The 20,377-nt window shown below is 70.5% G+C and carries 16 protein-coding genes and 1 pseudogene; 9 read left to right on the forward strand and 8 right to left on the reverse strand.

Going from position 1 to position 20,377, the window contains the following annotated elements; all coding sequences use genetic code 11:
- Window positions 1-182: 182 nt before the first annotated feature.
- Entirely contained in the window at window positions 183-2,801 is a 2,619-nt protein-coding gene (gene pepN, locus ACMTAK_RS32570; protein ID WP_413809475.1) for an aminopeptidase N, read from the reverse strand.
- A gap of 170 nt (window positions 2,802-2,971) precedes the next feature.
- On the opposite strand from pepN, the gene ACMTAK_RS32575 reads away from it, so the two are divergent.
- Window positions 2,972-3,607 (forward strand): mycothiol-dependent nitroreductase Rv2466c family protein, encoded by a 636-nt coding sequence (locus ACMTAK_RS32575; RefSeq protein WP_413809476.1) that lies wholly within the window; start codon window positions 2,972-2,974, stop codon window positions 3,605-3,607.
- 219 nt (window positions 3,608-3,826) lie between these two features.
- Window positions 3,827-4,809, forward strand: a pseudogene (locus ACMTAK_RS32580) (IS5 family transposase).
- Here the strand turns inward: ACMTAK_RS32580 and ACMTAK_RS32585 are convergent.
- Complete coding sequence (locus ACMTAK_RS32585) at window positions 4,810-5,361, reverse strand: biotin transporter BioY (RefSeq protein ID WP_413809477.1); 552 nt, start codon at window positions 5,359-5,361, stop codon at window positions 4,810-4,812. It lies immediately after the preceding pseudogene.
- Between the two features lie 256 nt (window positions 5,362-5,617).
- Here ACMTAK_RS32585 and ACMTAK_RS32590 point away from each other — a divergent pair, with 256 nt between their 5' ends.
- Window positions 5,618-7,039, forward strand: a complete 1,422-nt coding sequence (locus ACMTAK_RS32590; protein WP_413809478.1) for an amino acid permease — start codon at window positions 5,618-5,620, stop codon at window positions 7,037-7,039.
- A gap of 183 nt (window positions 7,040-7,222) precedes the next feature.
- A complete protein-coding gene (locus ACMTAK_RS32595; protein WP_413809479.1) occupies window positions 7,223-7,864 on the forward strand; it encodes a superoxide dismutase in 642 nt (213 codons plus the stop codon).
- A gap of 95 nt (window positions 7,865-7,959) precedes the next feature.
- Here ACMTAK_RS32595 and ACMTAK_RS32600 read toward each other — a convergent pair whose 3' ends face one another.
- Entirely contained in the window at window positions 7,960-9,612 is a 1,653-nt protein-coding gene (locus tag ACMTAK_RS32600) for an alpha-galactosidase (protein WP_413809480.1), read from the reverse strand.
- Window positions 9,613-9,762: 150 nt separating this feature from the next.
- On the opposite strand from ACMTAK_RS32600, the gene ACMTAK_RS32605 reads away from it, so the two are divergent.
- The gene (locus ACMTAK_RS32605; RefSeq protein ID WP_413809481.1) at window positions 9,763-10,545 is read left to right on the forward strand and encodes a class II aldolase/adducin family protein; all 783 of its coding nucleotides are present in this window, start codon (window positions 9,763-9,765) and stop codon (window positions 10,543-10,545) included.
- Between the two features lie 87 nt (window positions 10,546-10,632).
- On the opposite strand, the gene ACMTAK_RS32610 is transcribed toward ACMTAK_RS32605, so the two are convergent.
- From ACMTAK_RS32610 to ACMTAK_RS32620, 3 genes are read right to left on the reverse strand one after another with little or no spacing between them, the layout of a single operon-like run.
- The gene (locus ACMTAK_RS32610) at window positions 10,633-12,147 is read right to left on the reverse strand and encodes a tripartite tricarboxylate transporter permease (RefSeq protein ID WP_413809482.1); all 1,515 of its coding nucleotides are present in this window, start codon (window positions 12,145-12,147) and stop codon (window positions 10,633-10,635) included.
- 2 nt (window positions 12,148-12,149) lie between these two features.
- On the reverse strand, window positions 12,150-12,752 hold the full coding sequence (locus ACMTAK_RS32615; protein WP_413809483.1) for a tripartite tricarboxylate transporter TctB family protein: 603 nt from the start codon (window positions 12,750-12,752) through the stop codon (window positions 12,150-12,152).
- Window positions 12,749-13,762 carry a Bug family tripartite tricarboxylate transporter substrate binding protein gene (locus ACMTAK_RS32620; protein WP_413809484.1) on the reverse strand — a complete coding sequence of 338 codons (1,014 nt, stop codon included), beginning with the start codon at window positions 13,760-13,762 and terminating at the stop codon, window positions 12,749-12,751. Before ACMTAK_RS32620 ends, ACMTAK_RS32615 begins: the two co-directional genes overlap by 4 nt.
- Before the next feature lie 122 nt (window positions 13,763-13,884).
- Here ACMTAK_RS32620 and ACMTAK_RS32625 point away from each other — a divergent pair, with 122 nt between their 5' ends.
- Both ACMTAK_RS32625 and ACMTAK_RS32630 read left to right on the forward strand, forming a co-directional pair.
- Window positions 13,885-15,039, forward strand: coding sequence for a DUF5937 family protein (locus tag ACMTAK_RS32625; RefSeq protein ID WP_413809485.1), 1,155 nt, complete (start codon window positions 13,885-13,887; stop codon window positions 15,037-15,039).
- Window positions 15,040-15,169: 130 nt separating this feature from the next.
- The gene (locus ACMTAK_RS32630; protein WP_086879868.1) at window positions 15,170-16,003 is read left to right on the forward strand and encodes a hydrolase; all 834 of its coding nucleotides are present in this window, start codon (window positions 15,170-15,172) and stop codon (window positions 16,001-16,003) included.
- 134 nt (window positions 16,004-16,137) lie between these two features.
- Here ACMTAK_RS32630 and ACMTAK_RS32635 read toward each other — a convergent pair whose 3' ends face one another.
- Window positions 16,138-17,610 carry an amino acid permease gene (locus tag ACMTAK_RS32635; protein WP_413809486.1) on the reverse strand — a complete coding sequence of 491 codons (1,473 nt, stop codon included), beginning with the start codon at window positions 17,608-17,610 and terminating at the stop codon, window positions 16,138-16,140.
- Window positions 17,611-17,791: 181 nt separating this feature from the next.
- Here ACMTAK_RS32635 and ACMTAK_RS32640 point away from each other — a divergent pair, with 181 nt between their 5' ends.
- A complete protein-coding gene (locus tag ACMTAK_RS32640) occupies window positions 17,792-18,280 on the forward strand; it encodes a ribose-5-phosphate isomerase (protein WP_413809487.1) in 489 nt (162 codons plus the stop codon).
- Window positions 18,280-19,089 carry an Fpg/Nei family DNA glycosylase gene (locus ACMTAK_RS32645; protein WP_413809488.1) on the forward strand — a complete coding sequence of 270 codons (810 nt, stop codon included), beginning with the start codon at window positions 18,280-18,282 and terminating at the stop codon, window positions 19,087-19,089. The genes ACMTAK_RS32640 and ACMTAK_RS32645 overlap by 1 nt, the downstream gene beginning before the upstream one ends.
- A 4-nt stretch (window positions 19,090-19,093) precedes the next feature.
- Here ACMTAK_RS32645 and ACMTAK_RS32650 read toward each other — a convergent pair whose 3' ends face one another.
- On the reverse strand, window positions 19,094-20,326 hold the full coding sequence (locus tag ACMTAK_RS32650) for a GNAT family N-acetyltransferase (protein WP_413809489.1): 1,233 nt from the start codon (window positions 20,324-20,326) through the stop codon (window positions 19,094-19,096).
- Window positions 20,327-20,377 lie beyond the last annotated feature (51 nt).

Genomic DNA, 20,377 nt, shown 5'->3' on the forward strand with positions numbered 1-20,377 from the left:
TCGGTCGAATCTTCTCCCGGAGGAGCTCCCGCTTCGGTCGAATCTTCTCCCGGAGGAGCTCCCGCTTCGGTCGAATCTTCTCCCGGAGGAGCTCCCGCTTCGGTCGAATCTTCTCCCGGAGGAGCTCCCGCTTCGGTCGAATCTTCTCCCGGAGGAGCTCCCGCTTCGGTCGGACGTTCGCGTCAGGCGGCCGCCCTCGCGTCGCACTCCTGGCCGCGCAGGGCGCGGGCGAGGTCGTCGCGGGCCTCCAGGACCAGTCGGCGCAGCGCGGGGGCCGCGTCCGGGTGCCCGTCCAGCCAGGCGTCGGCCGCTTCCAGGGTGCGGGTGTCGCCCTGGGCGGCCGGGAACAGCCCGCGCACGATCGCCATCCCGATCTCGATCGACCGCTCCTGCCAGACGCGCTCGATCACCTCGAAGTAGCGGGGTGCGTACGGCGCCAGCAGATCCCGCTGGCCCGGCTGGTCGAAACCGGAGATCGTGGCCTCCACCAGGGCGTTGGAGAGCCGGTCGGACTCCACCACCGCGTCCCAGGCCTCGGCCTTGACCGCGGCGGAGGGCCGGGCGGCCAGGCACCGCACCTGGTGGCGCTTGCCGGAGGCGGTGTCGTCGCGGGCCAGCTCGGCGGCGATCAGCGCCTCGTCGGCCTGGCCGCTCGAGGCCAGCGCGGCCAGGAACGTCCAGCGCAGCTCCTGGTCCACATCCAGCCCGTCGATCCGGGCCGTGCCGTCCAGCAGCCCGCGCAGCAGCCGCAGCTCGGACTCGGCGGCGGCCACCTGTGCGAAGAACCGCGCCCAGGCCAGCTGATGCCCGCTGCCCGGCTCGGCCAGCCGCAGCTCGCTCAGCGCGCCCTCGGCCAGCCGGGCGGCGGCCTCCTCGCGCGCGTCCGGCGCCGAGTAGTCGTGCAGGGCGGACAGCGCCCACGCCTGGACCATCTGGAGCACCCCGATGTCGCTCTCGGCCCCGGCGAACCGCCGCACCAGCTCCAGATAGTCGCGTGCGGGCAGCAGCGCGTCACGGGTGAGGTTCCACAGCGCGGACCAGCTCAGGGCGCGGGCGAGCGGATCGGTCAGCTCGCCGAGGTGCTCGCGCAGAGTGTCCAGCGAGCCCTCGTCGAAACGGATCTTGCAGTAGGTGAGGTCGTCGTCGTTGACCAGGACCAGATCGGGCCGGGAGGCGCCGGTCAGCTCGGGGATCACCGTACGGGGGCCGTCGACGTCCACCTCGGCGCGGGCGTAGCGCACCAGGGCCCCGGGGCGCTCCCCGGCCGGGGCCTCCTTGCGGTACAGCCCCACGGCCACCCGGTGCGGCCGTAGCGTCGGATGACTGTCGGCGGCCTCCTGGACCACCGCCAGCTCGGTGATGTGCCCCTCGGCGTCATAGGTGGCCTGCGGGGTCAGCACGTTCACCCCCGCGGTCTCCAGCCAGGCGCGCGACCAGGTGGCCATGTCCCGCCCCGAGGTCTCGCCGAGCACCGACAGCAGGTCCGACAGCCGGGTGTTGCCGTACGCGTGCCGCTTGAAGTAGCGCCGCGCGCCCTCCAGGAAGGCGTCCTGCCCGGCATAGGCCACCAGCTGCTTGAGCACGGACGCGCCCTTGGCGTAGGTGATCCCGTCGAAGTTGAGCTTGGCGTCCTCCAGGTCACGGATGTCGGCCGTGATCGGATGGGTGGACGGCAGCTGGTCGGCGCGGTACGCCCATGCCTTGCGACGGTTGGCGAAGGTGATCCAGCCGTCGGTGAAGCGGGTCGCCCCGACCAGCGAGAAGGCCCCCATGAAGTCCGCGAACGACTCCTTGAGCCACAGGTCGTCCCACCACTCCATGGTCACCAGGTCGCCGAACCACATATGCGCCATCTCGTGCAGGATGACGTTCGCCCGGCCCTCGTACGACGCCTTCGTGACCTTGCCGCGGAAGATGAACTCCTCGCGGAAGGTCACACAGCCCGGGTTCTCCATCGCGCCGAGGTTGTACTCCGGCACGAACGCCTGGTCGTACTTGCCGAACGGGTACGGATAGTCGAAGTGGTCGTGGAAGAAGTCCAGGCCCTGCTTGGTGACGGTGAAGATGTCGTCCGCGTCGAAGTGCTTGGCCAGCCCCTTGCGGCAGAGCGCGCCCAGCGGGATCTCCAGCGCCGAGCCGTCCGGCAGCGTGCGGCGGTAGAGGTCGCTCTCGTAGTGGTACGGACCGGCGACCACGGCCGTGATGTACGTCGAGATGGGCCGGGTGGTCACGAAGTGGCTGGTCGCGGCGGCGTCGTCGGCACCGGACGGCTCCACCCGGTCCACCGCCCCGTTGCTCAGCACCGTCCAGCCCTCCGGGGCGGTCACCGAGAAGGTGAACGGGGCCTTGAGGTCCGGCTGTTCGAAGTTGGCGAAGACCCTGCGGGCGTCGGCCGGCTCGTACTGGGTGTAGAGGTAGACCTCGCCGTCCTCCGGGTCCACGAAGCGGTGCAGCCCCTCGCCGGTCCGGCTGTACGCGCACTGCGCGTCCACCACCAGCTCGTTCTCCGCGGCGAGACCCTCCAGCGCGATCCGGGAGCCGTCGAAGACCGCCGCCGGGTCCAGCTCCCGCCCGTTGAGCCGCGCCGAGGTCACCGAGGGCGCCAGCAGATCGGCGAAGGTCGCGGCGCCCGGCTCGGCGCAGCGGAAGCGGATCGTCGTGGTGGAGCGGTAGGTGCGCGGCCCGGACCCGGTGTGCTCACCCACCGCGGACCGCAGATCGAGCGCCACCTCGTAACCCTCGACGGCCAGCAGCTTCGCCCGCTCACGGGCCTCGTCACGGGTCAGGTTCTCACCGGGCACGACGCGGCTCCCTCGCCAATGTCTCGCATCTCGGATTTCGGACAGCGGAAATCATGTCACGGGGCACCGACACGCGGCATCGGGGAATGAGCCGCCTCCCGTGCGCGTTGCCTGAAGGAGCCAGCTCTCTATTCGTTTGCTATATCAACGCGCCCGCTTGAGGAGAAACCGTGACCGAGACTGCCAAGACGCCCGCCGATTTCTGGTTCGATCCGCTGTGTCCCTGGGCCTGGATGACCTCGCGCTGGATGCTCGAGGTGGAGAAGGTGCGCCCGGTCGAGGTGCGTTGGCACGTCATGAGCCTGGCCGTGCTCAACGAGCCCAAGCTGGATGAGCTGCCCGAGGAGTACCGCGAGCTGCTGAAGACCGCCTGGGGCCCGGTCCGGGTCTGCATCGCCGCCGAGCAGAAGCACGGCAGCGAGGTCCTCGGCCCCCTCTACACCGCCCTCGGCACCCGCTTCCACAACCAGGGCCTGGAGAAGAACCGCGAGACGATCGTGGCCGCCCTCGAGGAGGCCGGTCTCCCCGCCGAGCTCGCCGACTTCGCCGACTCCGACGCGTACGACACCGAACTGCGCGCCTCCCACAAGGAGGGCATCGACCTGGTCGGCCAGGACGTGGGCACCCCCGTCATCGCCGTCCCGGGCTCAGACGGCGAGCAGATCGCCTTCTTCGGCCCCGTGGTCACTCCGGCCCCCAAGGGCGAGGCCGCCGCCAAGCTCTGGGACGGCACCCTGATGGTCGCCTCTATCCCCGGCTTCTACGAGATCAAGCGGACCCGCACGGTCGGCCCGATCTTCGACTGATCCCTTCTCCGCCGCCACGGCAGGGCCCCCGCGCGAGTCGACCGCGCGGGGGCCCTTTCCCGTTCTCCATCGGCTTCCGTCGGTTATCCGTCGGCTCAGCCGCGGCGGCCCACCAGCTTCCAGGCGGCCGGGAGCGCGCCCATCGCCAGGGCGGCCTTAGGGACTGTCTCCGGTTGTGATCAAGCCCCGGGGTGGGGGCCGGTCCGATAAGACTGTGCTGTGACGCGTGCGCAACTCACCGACCTTGAGTGGGAGTTCATCGAGCCGTTCCTGCCGGTCGGCAGGTTCGGCCCGTACCCCGAGCGGCTGCGTGAGCAGTTCGAGGGGGTGATCTGGCGGTTCCGCACCGGCAGCCAGTGGAGAGAGATGCCCGAGCGGTTCGGCGCCTGGCAGACCGTCTACAACCGCTTCATGCGATGGCGGGACGCGGGCGTCTTCCAGACCCTGCTGGACGAAGCGATCGCCGAGGCCGCCCGCAGGGACGAGATCGACATGTCCCTGGTCAGCGTGGACTCCACCACCACGCGGGCCCATCACGACGCCGCCGGCATGCGGGTCAGCGAACAGACTCTGGCCGCACTCGAGGAGGCAGCCTCGCAAAAGGGGGAGCATCGCAGGGACAAGGCGGGCAGGACGGCGAAACCGATCCGGTCCGGGCCGAACGCCGGCGCATCCGCTTACGACAGCGGGCCCGGCTGAAGGCCGCCCTGCTCGGACGGTCGCGCGGCGGGCTGACCAGCAAGATCCACCTGGCTGCCGACCGGCGGTGCCGGCCGATGGCGCTCCTTCTGACCGCCGGACAGGCCGCCGACAGCCCGCAGTTCATCCCGGTTCTGAGCAAGGTACGGGTCCGTCTGCCGGTCGGCCGTCCCCGCACCCGGCCGGCTGCCGTGGCCGGTGATAAGGCCTACTCCTCCCGCGCCAACCGAGCCCATCTGCGCAAACGCCGCATCAAGGCAGTCATCCCGGAGAAGAGGGACCAGGCCGCCAACCGCAGGAAGAAAGGCAGCCGGGGCGGCAGGCCCGTCACCCACAATGCCGATCTCTACCGCGACCGCAACACGGTCGAGCGGGCCATCAACAGGATGAAGGACTGGCGAGGCATCGCGACCCGCTACGACAAGACGCCCGAGAGCTACCTCGCCGGACTCCATCTCCGCGCAGCGACCATCTGGATCAGCAGCATCCTGAAAGCCCAATGATCACAACTGGAGACAGTCCCTAAGGGCGTCACCGATCAGGAAGGGGGTGAGCCCGGCCGCGATCGCCTCACCGAGGGAGATATGGGTGGCCAGCGCCAGGTACGGGACGCCCACGGCGTAGGTGACCGCCGAGCCGACCGCCATGGTGCCCGCGGTGCGCAGCACCCCGCGGTCACCGCCGCGCCGGGCGAGCGCGCCCACCACGGTCGCCGCCAGCAGCATGCCCAGCACATAGCCGAACGACGGCATGGCGGCGCCGGAACTGGACTCGGCGAACCATGGCACGCCCGCCATGCCGACCAGGGTGTACAGCGCCAGCGACAGGAAGCCGCGCCGGGCGCCCAGCGAGGTGCCCACCAGCAGGGCGGCGAAGGTCTGGCCGGTCACCGGCACAGGCGAGCCGGGGACGGGCACCGAGATCTGGGCCGCGAGGCCGGTGAGCACGGCGCCCCCGATGACCAGCGTGGTGTCGCGGGCCAGGACGCGCCGGGCGGGAAAGACCGCGTCCGCGAGGACCGTACCGGGTGTGGCGGCGGCAGAAACAGTGCTCATCAGCGATGCTCCCAGGTCAGAGGGTGGATACCGGGACGCTAACCCAACGCGCGGCCCGCGGACACCGTCGGATGACCACAAAGCCGGACGCATCGGCTTGGCGGCTTCTGGCAGAGGTCCCTGATACGGAGCGTGACGCGAGTGTCCGATATCCAGAAAAGATTGTCCGCGATGTTGTCCCCGTAGAACACGCCCTTCACACTGGGGACGTTTTGCATCCGCCACCGGCGCTCGTCGTAAGGGACAGAGAAGAAGAATGAACCGGACACCCGCGTCCTCGGCGCCATCCGGCGCCGCCGAGGCGACCGGCACGGGCGCGACCGCCACGCCGCCGCTCTCCCACGGCCTCAAGCAGCGTCATCTGTCGATGATCGCCCTCGGTGGCGTGATCGGCGCGGGGCTGTTCGTCGGCTCCGGCGCCGGAATCGCCGCCGCCGGTCCGTCGATCGTGGTGGCCTACGCGCTGTCCGGGCTGCTGGTGATGCTCGTGATGCGGATGCTCGGCGAGATGTCGGCGGCCAATCCGGCCTCCGGCTCGTTCTCCGTGCACGCCGAGCGGGCGATCGGACCGTGGGCCGGGTTCACGGTGGGCTGGATGTTCTGGATCCTGCTGTGCGTGGGCATCGCCGCCGAGGCGATCGGCGCGGCCGGGATCATGGTCCAGTGGTTCCCGGGCAGCGAATCCTGGATGTGGGTCGCCCTCTTCATGGCGATGTTCTGCGGCACGAACCTCGCGGCGGTCAGCAACTTCGGCGAGTTCGAGTTCTGGTTCGCCGCGCTGAAGATCGCCGCGATCACGATCTTCCTCGTCCTGGGCGTGCTCGCGGTCCTCGGCGTCCTGCCGGGCACCGACGCCCCGGGCGGCTCCCATCTCAGCGGCGACGGCGGTTTCCTGCCCAACGGGGTGAACGGCCTGGTCGTCGGCCTGCTGGCCTCCGTCTTCGCCTACGGCGGCCTGGAGACGGTGACGATCGCGGCGGCCGAGTCCGAGAACCCCGTCAAGAGCGTCGCGGGCGCGGTGCGCACCGCGATGTGGCGCATCGCCCTCTTCTACGTCGGCTCGATGCTGGTCGTGGTCACGCTCATCCCGTGGAACGACAAGTCCGTGGTCGAGGAGGGCCCGTACGTGGCCGTGCTCAACCACCTCGACATCCCCGCGGCCGGCGACATCATGAACGTGATCGTGCTGATCGCACTGCTCTCCGCGATGAACGCCAACATCTACGGCGCCTCCCGGATGTCCTACTCACTGGTCACCCGTGGCGAGGGCCCGGCCTTCCTGGGCCGGGTCACCGGCGGTGTGCCCCGCCTCACCGTGCTCGCCTCCTCCTTCTTCGGCTTCGTCGCGGTGCTGCTGAGCTACTGGTGGCCGGAGACCATCTTCAAGTGGCTGCTCAACATGGTCGGCGCCGCGGTGCTGGTGGTCTGGGGCTTCATCGCCGCCGCCCAGCTGCGGATGCGCAGCCGCTTGCAGCGGGAGGCCCCGGAGAAGCTGGTCGTGAAGATGTGGCTCTTCCCCTACCTGACCTGGGTCGCGCTGGCCGCCACGGTCGGGGTCCTGCTGCTGATGCTGCGCGAGAGCGACACCCGCAGCCAGCTGTACGCCACGGCCGTGATGGCGATCGCCCTCGCGATCATCGGCTTCGTACGGCAGCGGGTGGCGGCGAAGCGGAGCTGAGCCCACACCACCCCGCGCGCATGGAGGCGGGGCGGGTCCTCGATCGGAGGACCCGCCCCGCCTTTCGTCTTTGGGTCCGAGTCTCCTTTGGACCCGAGCCTCCGGTTCCGGCTGGCGGGAATCACTCTTGCTGCTAGCGTGTACTTGCAAGTTGATTGCAATAAGCGGTCCGAAGGGCTTCGCATGGCCATCTACACACTTCCTGAACTTCCGTATGACTACTCGGCGCTGGCCCCGGTCATCAGTCCCGAGATCATCGAGCTGCACCACGACAAGCACCACGCCGCGTACGTCAAGGGCGCGAACGACACGATGGAGCAGCTCGCGGAGGCGCGGGACAAGGATCAGTGGGGCTCGATCAACGGGCTCGAGAAGAACTTGGCCTTCCATCTGTCCGGCCACATCCTGCACAGCATCTACTGGCACAACATGACCGGTGACGGTGGCGGCGAGCCGCTGGAGAGGGACGGGGTCGGGGAGCTGGCCGACGCCATCGCCGAGCACTTCGGCTCCTTCGCGGGCTTCAAGGCCCAGCTGTCCAAGGCCGCCGCCACCACCCAGGGCTCGGGCTGGGGCGTGCTGGCGTACGAGCCGGTCAGCGGGCGGCTGGTGGTCGAGCAGGTCTACGACCACCAGGGGAACGTGGGGCAGGGCTCGGTGCCGATCCTGGTCTTCGACGCCTGGGAGCACGCCTTCTACCTGCAGTACAAGAACCAGAAGGTGGACTTCATCGAAGCCATGTGGAAGGTCGTCAACTGGCAGGATGTGGCGCGCCGTTACACGGCCGCCAAGGAGCGTGCCCACAACCTGCTGCTCGCGCAGTAATGGACCTCCTGCTCACGTGATCGTCTTCTCAACTTTCACGGGCAGGCGGAAAAGGGGCCCCCGCGCGGTCGACTCGCGCGGGGGCCCTGCCCCGTTCAGCCGCCGACGGCCTGGACGCCGCCGGTGCCCGGGAGGTCCTGGACGCTGATGGCGTCCGGGCCCCCGCTCACGGTCACGGTGTTGGTGCCCTTGGCCAGGGAGAGCAGGACGGAGACGGTGCGGCGGGCGGTGGCGGAGCCGGTGGGCGGCAGGGCGAGCGTGGTGGCGTACTGGCCGCCGACGCGCAGGGTGGCGGTGCGCGGGGAGGTGCCGCCGTTCGCGTAGGTGATGTCGGCCAGTTTCAGCCCCGCCGTTTTGGCGGTGACGGTGAAGGAGCCGGTGGTGCTCTGGTACGCGGTGCCCGGGGCCTCCGTGCCCGAGACGGTCAGCAGCATGGCCTCCCCGGCCGGGACGGTGGCCGTGTAGCCGCCGCTGTGGCTGCCCACCGAGGCGCGCTTCCAGAGGTCACGGACGGAGGCGGCGGCGCCGGTCAGCCCGAGGTCGGTCCAGCGGGCGGTGATGGGCTTGGCGGCGGAGGTGCGGTTGAGCAGCAGCACGGCGCGCTTCCCGGTGCCGGACAGCACCTTGGCGTACACCTGCAGCCCCGCGGCGTCCTCGGCGACCTTCACGCCCTGGAGTCCGCGCGGGTCCTGGTCGACGGCGATGACCTCGGGGTTGGTGAAGACGCCCGCGGTCTCCCGCGTCATGGTGGTGAGGTCGTTCCCGGCGAGCAGCGGGGCGCCGGAGATCGCCCACAGGCTCATATGGGTGCGGTCGAGCGTGGCGTTGGAGCCTTTCATGCCGACCATGAGCATGTCCGGGTCGTTGTAGTAGCCGGTGTGCTGGGCGGTGGGGTGCAGGCCCTGGTCGAAGTTGGACAGCATCGCGGTGGCCGAGGGCGTCTGCCCCCAGTAGATGATGTCGGTGCTGGTACGCCACAGATCGCCCACGCCCGGGGCCCAGTTCCACGGCCGCCCCGAGCCCCATTCGCACAGCGACAGCACCAGGCGGCGGCCGGTGACGGCGGTCGCCGCCTTGTTCGCCTCGCTGATCGCCCGGTAGGTGGCCTCCTGGTCGAGCCCCTCGTCCTGGCCCCCGCACCAGTCGACCTTGACGTAGTCGAAGCCCCACTCCTGGAAGGCCCGCAGATCCTGCTCGTAGTGGCCCTCGCTGCCGCTGCCCGGGGCGGGCGGGGTGCCCGGCGGGGTGGGATAGAAGTAGCCGCAGCCGTTCTTGCCGGCGTCGGTGTAGATCCCGGCCTTGAGCCCCTTGCTGTGGATGTAGTCGGCGATGGCCTTCATCCCGCCGGGCCACTGCTCGGTGTCGACGGTGATGTCGCCCTCGCTGTCGCGGGTGCCCCACCACCAGCCCTCGTCGATGTTGACGTACTCGTACCCGGCCTCGGCCATGCCGGAGGACACCAGGGCGTCCACCTGGGCCTTGATCGTGTCGTAGTCGATCTGGCTGGCGAGGCTGTTCCAGGAGGCCCAGCCCATGGGCGCGGCGGGTACGTCGATCTGCGGGGCGGCGGCCAGGGGCTTTACGGCGGCGCGGGCCGCGTCGGCCGGGGGCGCCGCGTACGCGACGGTACCCACCCCGGTGGCGGTCAGCAGACCGGCCAGCAGCGCCCCGGCCAGGCGCCTGGGCCGTGACCGTTCGGGGCGGGATAAGCGCGGCAGGCAGCGGAGGCGGCGAAGGACGAGACGCATGAGCAACCCCATTCGATATGTCGAACCATGTTCGCGATATGGGCCGTAGCCGGTCTCCGAAGGATTCTGTGGACCCGGTCGTTCGGTGACAAGAGGTGTGCGTGGGCAAACTGTCCCCTGACGCCACCCCGCCCCGAGGGAGTCCTTACCGTGTCCGCTTCACCCCACCGCGCCGACCAGGCGCCCCTCGACGAGGAATGGCGGCTGCGCCGCGAACTCGCCGCCGTCTACCGCCTGGTGGCCCACTTCCGGATGACCGACCTGATCTTCACGCATATCTCCGCCCGCGTCCCCGGGCCCGAGCACCACTTCCTGATCAACCCGTACGGCCTGCTCTTCGAGGAGATCACCGCGTCGAACCTGGTCAAGGTCGACCTCTCCGGCCGCCCCGTCGAGGACACCCCGCACCCCGTCAACCCCGCCGGTTTCGTCATCCACAGCGCCATCCACGCCGCCCGTCCCGATGCCCACTGCGTCCTGCACACCCACACCAAGGCGGGCTGCGCCGTCGCCGCGCAGGAGGACGGTCTGCTCCCGCTCAACCAGATCTCCATGGAGTTCTACGGCAGGGTCGGCTACCACGGCTACGAGGGCGTCGCCCTCAACCTCGCCGAACAGCGCCGTCTCGTCGCCGACCTCGCCGGCCACCCCGCGCTGATCCTGCGCAACCACGGTCTGCTGACCGTCGGCGAGACCCCGGGCGAGGCGTTCCTGCGGATGTACTACCTGGACAAGGCGTGCGAGATCCAGACCACGGCCATGGCCGGCGGCGCGAAGCTCACCACGCCCGACCCGGACATCTGCGAGCTCACCGCCCGCCAGCTGTCGGGCGAGGACCACGGTTCCGACTTCACCGACGACCAGGCGTACACCCTCGCCTGGTCCGCCCTCCTCCGCCTCGTGGAGCGCGTCGCGCCCGACCACCGGGACTGAGGCCGACGGATCAGACCGAAAGCAGCCGCCACGGCGAGGCCCCCGCGCGGATGGCTCGCGCGGGGGCCCGGCCGGGGCTTGCGGGGGTCAGCGCGCCGGTTCCGGCTCGCGTCCCCGGCTCCGGCGTAGTGCTCGGGCGGCCATCGGGCCGGCCAGGGCGAGCAGGGACAGGAACAGGATCGCGGCGGAGAGCGGACGGGTGAAGAAGATCGTCCAGTCGCCCTCGCTGAAGGCCATCGCGCGGCGGAACTGGGTCTCCGCCATCGGGCCCAGTACGGCGCCCAGGATCAGTGGGGCGACGGGATAGCCGGCGCGGCGCATGCCGAAGCCCAGCAGGCCGAAGAGCACCGCGATGCCGAGGTCGACCGCGTTCTGGGACAGGGCGTACACCCCCAGGGCGGCGAAGACCAGGATGCCCGCGGTGAGCAGCGGGCGGGGCAGCCGGAGGAGCTTCACCCACAGCGGGATCAGCGGCAGGTTGAGCACCAGCAGCATCACATTGCCGATGTAGAGGCTGGCGATCAGCGTCCAGACCAGCGCCGACTGGGTCTCGAACAGCTGGGGTCCGGGCTGCACGTTGTACATCTGGAACGCGATCAGCAGCACACCGGCCGTCGCCGAGGTGGGGATGCCCAGCGTCAGCAGGGGCATCAGCACCCCGGAGAACGCGGCGTTGTTGGCGGCCTCGGGACCGGCCACACCCTCGATGGCGCCCTTGCCGAACTCCTTCTTGTTCCGGGACAGCCGCTTCTCCACGTTGTAGCTGAGGAACGTGGGGATCTCCGCGCCGCCCGCGGGCAGGGCGCCGATCGGCAGCCCGATCGCCGTACCCCGCAGCCACGGCTTCCAGGACCGCCGCCAGTCCTCCGGGCTCATCCCGATCCTGCCGCCCACCGGGAGCATCTGCTCCTCGGGCGCCCGTCGCATCCGGGCCGCGGTGTAGAGCGCCTCCCCGATCGCGAAGAGGCCGACGGCGACGGCCACGATCTGGACGCCGTCGTACAGCTCCGGCACCCCGAAGGTGTAGCGCGCCTGGCCGGTGAGGCTGTCGATGCCGACGAGCCCGATGGCCAGGCCGAGGAAGAGGCTGCACAGCCCGCGCGCGGGGGCCTCGGCCACGACCGCGGTGACCGTGGCGAAGGCCAGGACCATCACCGCGAAGTACTCCGCGGGCTGGATCTTCTCGGCGATCTGCGCCATGGCAGGGCCCGCGAAGGTGATCCCCACGGTGGAGATCGTGCCCGCCACGAACGATCCGATGGCGGCCGTGGCGAGCGCGGCCCCGGCGCGCCCGGACCGGGCCATCGGATGGCCCTCCAGGGTGGTGGGGACCGACGCCGTCTCGCCGGGCACGTTCAGCAGGATCGCCGTGGTGGAGCCGCCGTACATCCCGCCGTAGTAGATGCCCGCGAAGAGCACCAGCGCGCCGGTGGGGTCGAAGACGAAGGTGAGCGGGAGGAGCAGCGCCACCGTGGTGGCGGGGCCCAGGCCGGGCAGCACGCCGACCAGCGAGCCGAGCGTGCAGCCCGCGAACGCCAGCAGCAGGTGCAGGGGGCTGAACGCGCTGCCGAAACCGCCCATGAGGTCGTTGAGGACATCCATGGTCAGAACGCCAATCGGACGATGCCGGGCGGCAGGTGGATGCCCAGCAGACGGTCGAAGAGGAAGTACACGGCCAGCGCGAGCACCAGGCCGATCAGGGCGTCACGGAGGATCCGGCGGCTGCCGAGCACCCGCGCGACCAGTGCGAAGAGCACGGTCGTCGACTGCCAGTAGCCACAGGGGGCCAGCGCGAACAGATAGCAGACCAGCAGCGCCAGCAGGGCCGCCACCGGACGCCACTCGGTCAGCCGGGCCTCCTCGCGCGCCTGCTCGGTCAGCGCCGGGTCGCTGCCGCGGAACGCCTGGACGACGGCGACCGAAGCCGAGACGCACAGCCCCACGCCGACCAGCAGGGGGAACGCCCGGGGGCCCACGTCCTGGTCGATGGCTCCTTCGGGGATGGCGAAGGCCCAGCCCAGCACGGCCACGCCCGCCGCGAGGAAGAGAAGGGCGGCTATCCGGGGGCTCCAGGGCCGCTCGTCGGGTGGGGACGTGCTGTCCGCGGCACGGTTCGCCGCGCTGTCCGGTGCCGGGTTCGCCGCGGCGTCCGGCGTCAGGTTCGCCGCCTCGTCCCGCGCGCTCACCGCCTCGTCGTGCGCGCTCATGACCCGAGCCCCACGGCCGTGAGCGCCTGGCCGACCTGGCGCTGCTGCTTGTCGATCAGGGCGCCGTACTTCTTCCCCGGCACCCACACGTCCTTCCAGTCGTTCTGCCGCAACGCCCGCTTCCAGCACGAAGTCCGGCGCATCCGCTCCACCACCCTCACGATCGCCCGCTGTTCTTCGTCGCTCAGCCCGGGCGGGGCCATGACCCCGCCGACGCTCACCACGGACTCGTCCCCGTAGCCGAGTTCGCCGAGGGTGGGAGCGTCGATGCCCTCGGGAGCCTTGCCGCCGCTGACCGCGAGGACCCGCAGCTTCCCGGCCTCGATCTGCGGCCGGACCTCCGTCAGCGTGGAGATGCCGACCTTCGAGGCCCCGCTCAGCAGCAGGTTGAGCACCTCTCCGCCGCCACCGGTGGGCACATAGGTGACCTTGCGCGCCGAGACGCCCTCGGACTTGGCGAGCCCGGCCACCGTGATGTGGTCCGGGCCGCCCAGCGACCCGCCCACCCAGGAGGTCCGCTTGGGGTCCTTCCGCATGGCGGCCAGCACCGAGCGCAGGTCGTGGAAGGGGGAGCGGGCGGGCACCACGATCACGGAGGTACTCACCGTGAGCCCCGCCACGGGGGTGAGCTCGGACAGCTTCACGGGGGAGTGGTTCTGGATGGCGCCGCCGATCATGGTCACCGTGTCCATGGTCATCAGCTGGTACGGATCGCCGTCCCGCCCCGCCATCCGGGCGAGCCCGATGGTGCCGCCCGCGCCCGGGGCGTTGGTGACCGTGACGTCCTCGTCGATGATCTCGCAGCCGGTGAGCGCGGAGCCGATACCGCGCGCCCGCGAGTCCCAGCCGCCGCCGACGCTCCCGGGAGCGAGGATCGAAAGACCCCGGGACGGATAGTCGGCGACGGCGCCCGAGTCGTCCAGCGAACCGATGGTGCACGCACTGCTCACCGTGGCCACGAGGGCGACCACCGCTGCCAGACGAGGGCCGTTCCTGAGGAGAGGAGGCATTGGGGACGCTCCAGGCGAGGGAGGGGAGGGAGGGGAAGCCGAAGTGGGCTGGAGCTTGCGCCTCCGCCGACGGCCCGTACAAGACGATTGACTCGAAGGCATCAATGGCCGACGCTGCCCGGATGCCCGTCGTGATCGAGCTGGGGTCCGCCCCGGAGCACCGCATCAGCACCCGTCTGTCCCCGCTCGCCGAGCTGTGCGCCTGTCTGCACGCGCTGGACGGGCCACGCCACCATCCGGCCAGCAGGCGCTGGGTGGGTGCGGTCCTTCAGGGCGCGGACGAGCGGCTGCTGGAGCGGGCCGGCGGATGGGCGCCGCTGTGGGGCGCCTTCCGCGCCCGCTATCTGCTGCCCCTCGCGCCGGGTCCGGAGCGCGAGCTGGAGGAGGAGCTGGCGGAGGTGGCGCGGCTGGACGAGGAGACGTTCGCGACCATGACCGAGCAGGCGCTCGTCGGCAAGAACGGGCACGGTCCGGGGTCCGGGCACGGTCCGGGGTCCGGTCACGGCCTGGGCTCCGGTCATGGCCCCGGCTCCGGTCACGGCCTGGGGTCCGGGGCCCGGCGCGGCGGCCGGACGCCGGAGCGCTTCCTGGCCCGGCTGCGGCAGCTCTCCGAGCGCCGGTTCGCCCTGGGGCTGCGGCTGCTGGCCGATCCGACCGGATTCCGCGACGGCCTCCTCGCCTTCCTGTCCGCCGTGGCCGAGGAGGTCTTCGAGGCGGAGTGGACGCGGCTGCGCCCCGCCCTGGAGGCCGACGCCCGGGTCCGCTCCCATGAACACTCCCGCTACGGGGCGGCGGTGCTGGCCGGATTCCCCACCGCCCGTATGGAACAGGACCCGCCCCGGGTGGTCTTCGACAAGCTCTACAATGCGCGGGCCAGCCTCGCCGACAGCCCCTGTCTGCTGGTCCCGTCGCTGCACATCAACCCGCATCTCGCGATCAAGCACTATCCCGGCTACCCGGTCGTGGTGCAGTACCCGGTGCGTGACGGGGCGGGTGCGGAGCCGACCGCCCTGGACGTGGTGATGCGCGGGCTGCGGGCACTGGACGAGCCGCTGCGCATCCGGATGTGCCGGGCGCTGCTGCGGCAGTCGATGACGACGACGGAGCTGGCCACCCAGTTCGAGATGACGCCGCCGCAGATGTCGCGGCATCTGCGCAAGCTGCGGGAGGCCGGAATGGTGCACACCCACCGGGAGGGGGCGCGGGTGCACTACCAGCTGGACGAGGCGGCGGTGCGCAACCTCGGCGTCGACCTGCTCTCCGCGCTGCACCGCTGAGAAAGCTCTCCGCCCCGCGCAATCGGGAAAGTATCGGCGGAGGTATTGACGCTCAGGCGGCAATCATCTTGAGCGTGCGCCGACCGTTGCGGATCGTGGCGGCACCCGCGACGGCAGAAGGAAGCGATACGTGACCACCCCCCGCGTCAAGACCACCAAGGCGTTCTACCGCACCGGCTCCACCACCTGGTTCGCCTCCCGGCACGATCAGCGGTTCTCGTACGGCCTGCACATCCCGTCCGTCCACGAGACCACCGACACCCCGCTGCCGCTCATGGTGATCCAGCACGGCACCGGGCGCACCGCGTCCCAGTACCGGGACGCGATGGCTGAGTTCTCCGAGCGGCACGGCTGTGTCGTGCTCACGCCGATGTTCCCGGCGGGCATCGACGACCCGGAGGACCTGCACAACTTCAAGTTCATCGAGTACCGCGGCATCCGCTACGACGAGCAGCTGCTCGCGATCGTGGCCGAGGCGGGGGAGCGGTTCCACATCGACACCGAGCGCTTTCTGCTTCAGGGCTTCTCGGGCGGCGGGCAGTTCGCGCACCGCTTCCTGTATCTGCACCCCGACCGGCTGTGCGGAGTGTCCATCGGCGCGCCCGGCCGGGTCACGCTGATCGACCCGGACCGCGAGTGGTGGCTGGGTACGAAGGGGTTCGAACAGCGCTTCGGGGCCCCGCTGCGGCTCGAGGACATCCGTAAGGTGCCCGTGCACATGGTGGTCGGGGCGGAGGACACCGAGACCTGGGAGATCAACAACCCCGGTGACTCCAACTGGATGGACGGCGCCGACGCCGTCGGGCGCACCCGCGTGGAGCGCATCACCGCGCTGCGGGACAACTACACCGAGCTGGGCATCGACGTCACCCTCGACATCGTGCCCGGGGTCGGGCACCGGGGGATGGGGGTGCTGGACGCGGTCCGGCGCTTCGCGGAGCGGGTCCTTCCGCGCGTCGTCTGAGCCCTGTGGGACCGGTGCGCCCATAGACACGGCTGTGCCCACCACGCCATAGATACGGCTGTGCCCCCGGGCGGCGGCGATGATCGGCCGCCACCCAGGGGCACGGGGGAATCAGAATCAGCGGAGCGCGGTTCCTACGGGGCCGCCCGCTCCTTGGGGGCGGGGTCCGAGGAGGCGGCCGGGGCGGGGCCGCGGCCAGCGGTGAGGCGGTCCTTGACCAGGGCGATGGCCACCACGAGCACGGCCACCAGCGCGGAGAGGATCACCTGCTCGCGCCCGTCCTTGTCGGTGAGCATGTAGACCAGGACGAACGAGATCATCGCGATCGTCGCCCAGGTCAGATACGGGAAGAGCCACATCCGGACGATCAGCTTCTCGGGGTTCTCGCGAAGGATCATCCCGCGCATCCGCAGCTGGCTGAAGCAGATCACCAGCCATACGAAGAGCGCCACCGCACCCGAGGAGTTCAGCAGGAAGGTGAAGACGGTGTCCGGCCACTGGTAGTTGAACCACACCGCGACGAAGCCGAAGACGACCGAGCCGAGGATCGCGGCCTGCGGGACGCCGCGGGAGTTGGTGCGGGCGAAGGCGGCCGGGGCGTCGCCGCGCTGGCCGAGCGAGAAGGCCATGCGGGAGGCGGTGTAGAGGCCGGAGTTCAGACACGAGAGCACGGCGGTCAGCACGATGACGTTCATGATGTCGCCGGCGTGCGGTATGCCGACCGAGTCGAGCGCCGCGACATAGCTGCCCTTGTCGGCGATCGCCTTGGAGTCCCAGGGCAGCAGGGTGACCACGACGAAGATCGAGCCCAGGTAGAAGACCGCGATACGCCAGATCACGCTGTTGGTGGCCTTGGTGACCGCCCGCTGCGGGTCCTCGGACTCACCGGCCGCGAGGGTGACGATCTCGCTGCCCATGAAGGAGAAGACCACCAGCAGCACACCGGTGAGGATGGCGCCCGGCCCGTTGGGCAGGAAGCCGCTGTGGTCGGTGAGGTGGGCCAGGCCCGCGCCCTCGTTGTTCGAATGCGGCAGCAGCCCGAACACCGCGAGCCCGCCGACCACGATGAACGCGGCGATCGCCACGACCTTGATCCCGGCGAACCAGAACTCGAACTCACCGTAGGAGCCGACCGAGACCAGGTTAGTCGCGGTGAGCACCACCATCACGATCAGGGCCCAGCCCCACTGCGGGACGGCCGGCCACCAGCCCTCCAGGATCTTGGCGCCGGCGGTGGCCTCGACCGCCAGCACCACGACCCAGAAGAACCAGTACAGCCAGCCGATGGAGAAACCGGCCCAGCGGCCGAGCGCCCGGTCGGCGTAGGCGGAGAAGGAGCCGGAGGTGGGATTGGCGGCGGACATCTCGCCGAGCATCCGCATGACGAAGACGACCATGAGGCCGACCAGCGCATACGAGACGAGAATGCCGGGGCCGGCCTTGGCGATACCCGCACTGGAGCCGACGAAGAGGCCGGCGCCGATCACGCCGCCGATCGCGATCATCGAAAGATGGCGGTTCTTGAGTCCCGCCTTGAGGCCGTCGGGCGAGCCCGGGTCGCCGGGGGGCCGCTGCTGCTCCGGCGTGGTCGCAGGTTGTGCGCTCATGTGCTCGATTCCTTTGCTCTCGCGTTACGAGCGACGCCAGTGAATCTCAGGAGGTCGGCCAGTTGAACCTTTGAATCCAGATTGTTACTTGAGGTTTTCATGAGGTTCTTTGGCATTACAGGGATTTATGCGACGCCTACCCTGGGGGGCGAGGTCCACACGGCCATGACAGACTCGGTACATGCGCGTGTACCTCGGCTCCGACCATGCCGGTTTCGAACTCAAGAACCACCTCGTGGAGTGGCTCAAGGCGGCCGGCCATGAGCCCGTCGACTGCGGCCCGCACCTTTACGACGCCCAGGACGACTACCCGCCGTTCTGCCTGCGCGCCGCGGAGCGGACCGCCGCCGACCAGCGGAGCCTCGGCATCGTCATCGGCGGATCCGGCAATGGTGAGCAGATCGCGGCGAACAAGGTCAAGGGGGTGCGCGCGGTACTGGCCTGGAGCGAGGAGACCGCGGCCCTCGGCCGTGAGCACAACAACGCCAATGTGGTCAGCGTCGGCGCCCGGATGCACACCCAGGACGAGGCCACCAAGTTTGTCGAGATTTTCCTGAACACCCCGTACTCGGGCGAGGAGCGGCACACCCGCCGTATCGAGATGCTCAACGGTTACGAGTCCACCGGCGAGCTGCCGCCCATCCCGGCCCACCACCCGCAAGGCGACTGATGCCCGAAGGGCATACCATCCACCGGCTGGCCGCCGACCACCTCGAGACCTTCGGCGGCCGGCCCGTCCGGGCCACCAGCCCCCAGGGGAAGTTCGCCGACGGCGCCGGGCTGATCGACGGCCAGCCGCTGCGCCACGCCGAGGCGCACGGCAAGCACCTCTTCCTGGACTTCGCGGCCACCGGCTGGGTCCATGTCCACCTGGGGCTCTTCGGTACGTACACCTTCGGCCCGGCCCCCGCCCCGCCGCCCACCGACACCGTCCGGCTGCGGCTGGCCAACCCCGAGGGGTACGCGGATCTGCGCGGCCCGGCCGCCTGCGCGCTGATCACCGACGGCGAGAAGCGGGTGATCCACGACCGGCTGGGCCCCGATCCGCTGCGTCCGGCGGACGACGGCGAGCGGGCCTGGGCCCGGATCTCCCGCAGTCGGGTCAGCGTGGCCGCGCTGCTCATGGACCAGAAGGTGATCTCCGGCGTCGGGAACGTCTACCGCGCCGAGGTGCTCTTCCGGCACGGGATCGACCCCTACCGGCCCGGCCGTGCGCTGACCCGCGCCGAATGGGACGCGATATGGGCCGATCTGGTGGCGCTGATGCGCGACGGGGTGCGGAACAACCGGATCGATACGGTCCGCCCCGAGCACACCCCCGAGGCGATGGGCCGCCCGCCGCGCGTGGACGACCACGGCGGCGAGGTCTATGTCTACCGGCGCGCCGGACAGCCCTGCCACATCTGTGGTGGCGAGATCCGCACCGCCGATCTCGCCGCCCGCAATCTCTTCTGGTGCCCTGACTGTCAGAGCGCCTGAGCTCTCAGAAGCCGTGGGGCAGCCACGGGGCGACCGGGGTCGCGAACGCGGTCGTGGCCTCCGTAAGGGCGCCCTGACGGGTCTCCTGGACGCGCCCCGCACCCGCCAGCGCGGTCAGCGGGACGCCCCCGAGATACGCCGCTCCCAGGTCCCGCACCCCGAGCCGGAGATCGGGGGCGTCGTCCGTGCGCTCGCAGGAGGCGCCCTTGGCGTCGCCGCTCAGCCGCCAGCGCCCCTCGTTCCAGGGGCAGAAGGGGTCCGTGACCTCCAGGACGGTCTCCACGGGCGTGGTGTACGTCCGCGCCTCGAGCGCGGCCCCCACGTCCACCAGGCGGACGAACAGCGAGTCGCGCAGCCTTACGGCGCACCGCCGGATGTCCGAGACCAGGAGCTGCCAGGGATCGTCGACCGGGCGGGGGCCGGTCCCGATCACCGAGGTCAGGTCGAGATCGAAGAGAAAGCGCCACAGCGCCGCGTAGGACGCCGGGTCCAGGGCCTCCAGGTCGCGCAGGACGACCGTGCCCTTCGGCCCGGCCAGATCCCAGCCGGGCTTGACCGCGAACCGCACATAGCCGCTGACCTCGCCGCCCGACTCGGCCAGCACACAGCGCAGCGGGGACGCCCCCTCGCGGTCACCCGGCGGGTCCAGCAGCGGCACCCGCTCCCAGCCGGGGATCCGCTCCAGCATGCCCGGCCGGGTGCGCACCCGCCGGGCGTAGACGGCCTCGCACGCCTCGACGGCGGATTCCAGGGGCACGGCGCGCAGCCGTACGTCGTCGGTGCCTTCGGGGACGGTCAGCCGCACCCGAGTGGTGTCGATCTCGGCGTAGGCGTTCTGCGTGGCCGCGCCATAGCCGAACCGTCCGTAGATGTCCGGTTCCGACGCGGTCAGAACGGCCAGCGGCTCATCGCCCGCCGCGCGGATGTCGTCCAACTGCCGCCGCATCATGGCCCGGAGCACCCCGCGCCGCCGGTGCGTGGCCTGCACGCTCACCATCGTGACCCCGGCCGCCGGGACGATCCCGCCGCCCGGGACCGACAGCCGGAAGCTGAACAGCCCCGCCGTGCCGACGATGTCGGCGCCGTCCCACGCGCCGATCGAGCGCTCGCATTCGGTCAACTCCCGCCAGAGCGCGGATTCCTCCGGCGCTTCGGGAACTCCGCCGAATGCGAGTGCCAGTTTTCCGTACCAATCATCCCAAATCGATGGGTCGAGCACGCGCAGCTCAGTCCTCATATTCCCATCCCTAGCAGCCGTTTCCCGCACACGCGAACGAATTTCGCTTAC

It is taken from the genome of Streptomyces lacaronensis (assembly GCF_047337785.1).
GTDB lineage: Bacteria > Actinomycetota > Actinomycetes > Streptomycetales > Streptomycetaceae > Streptomyces > Streptomyces lycopersici.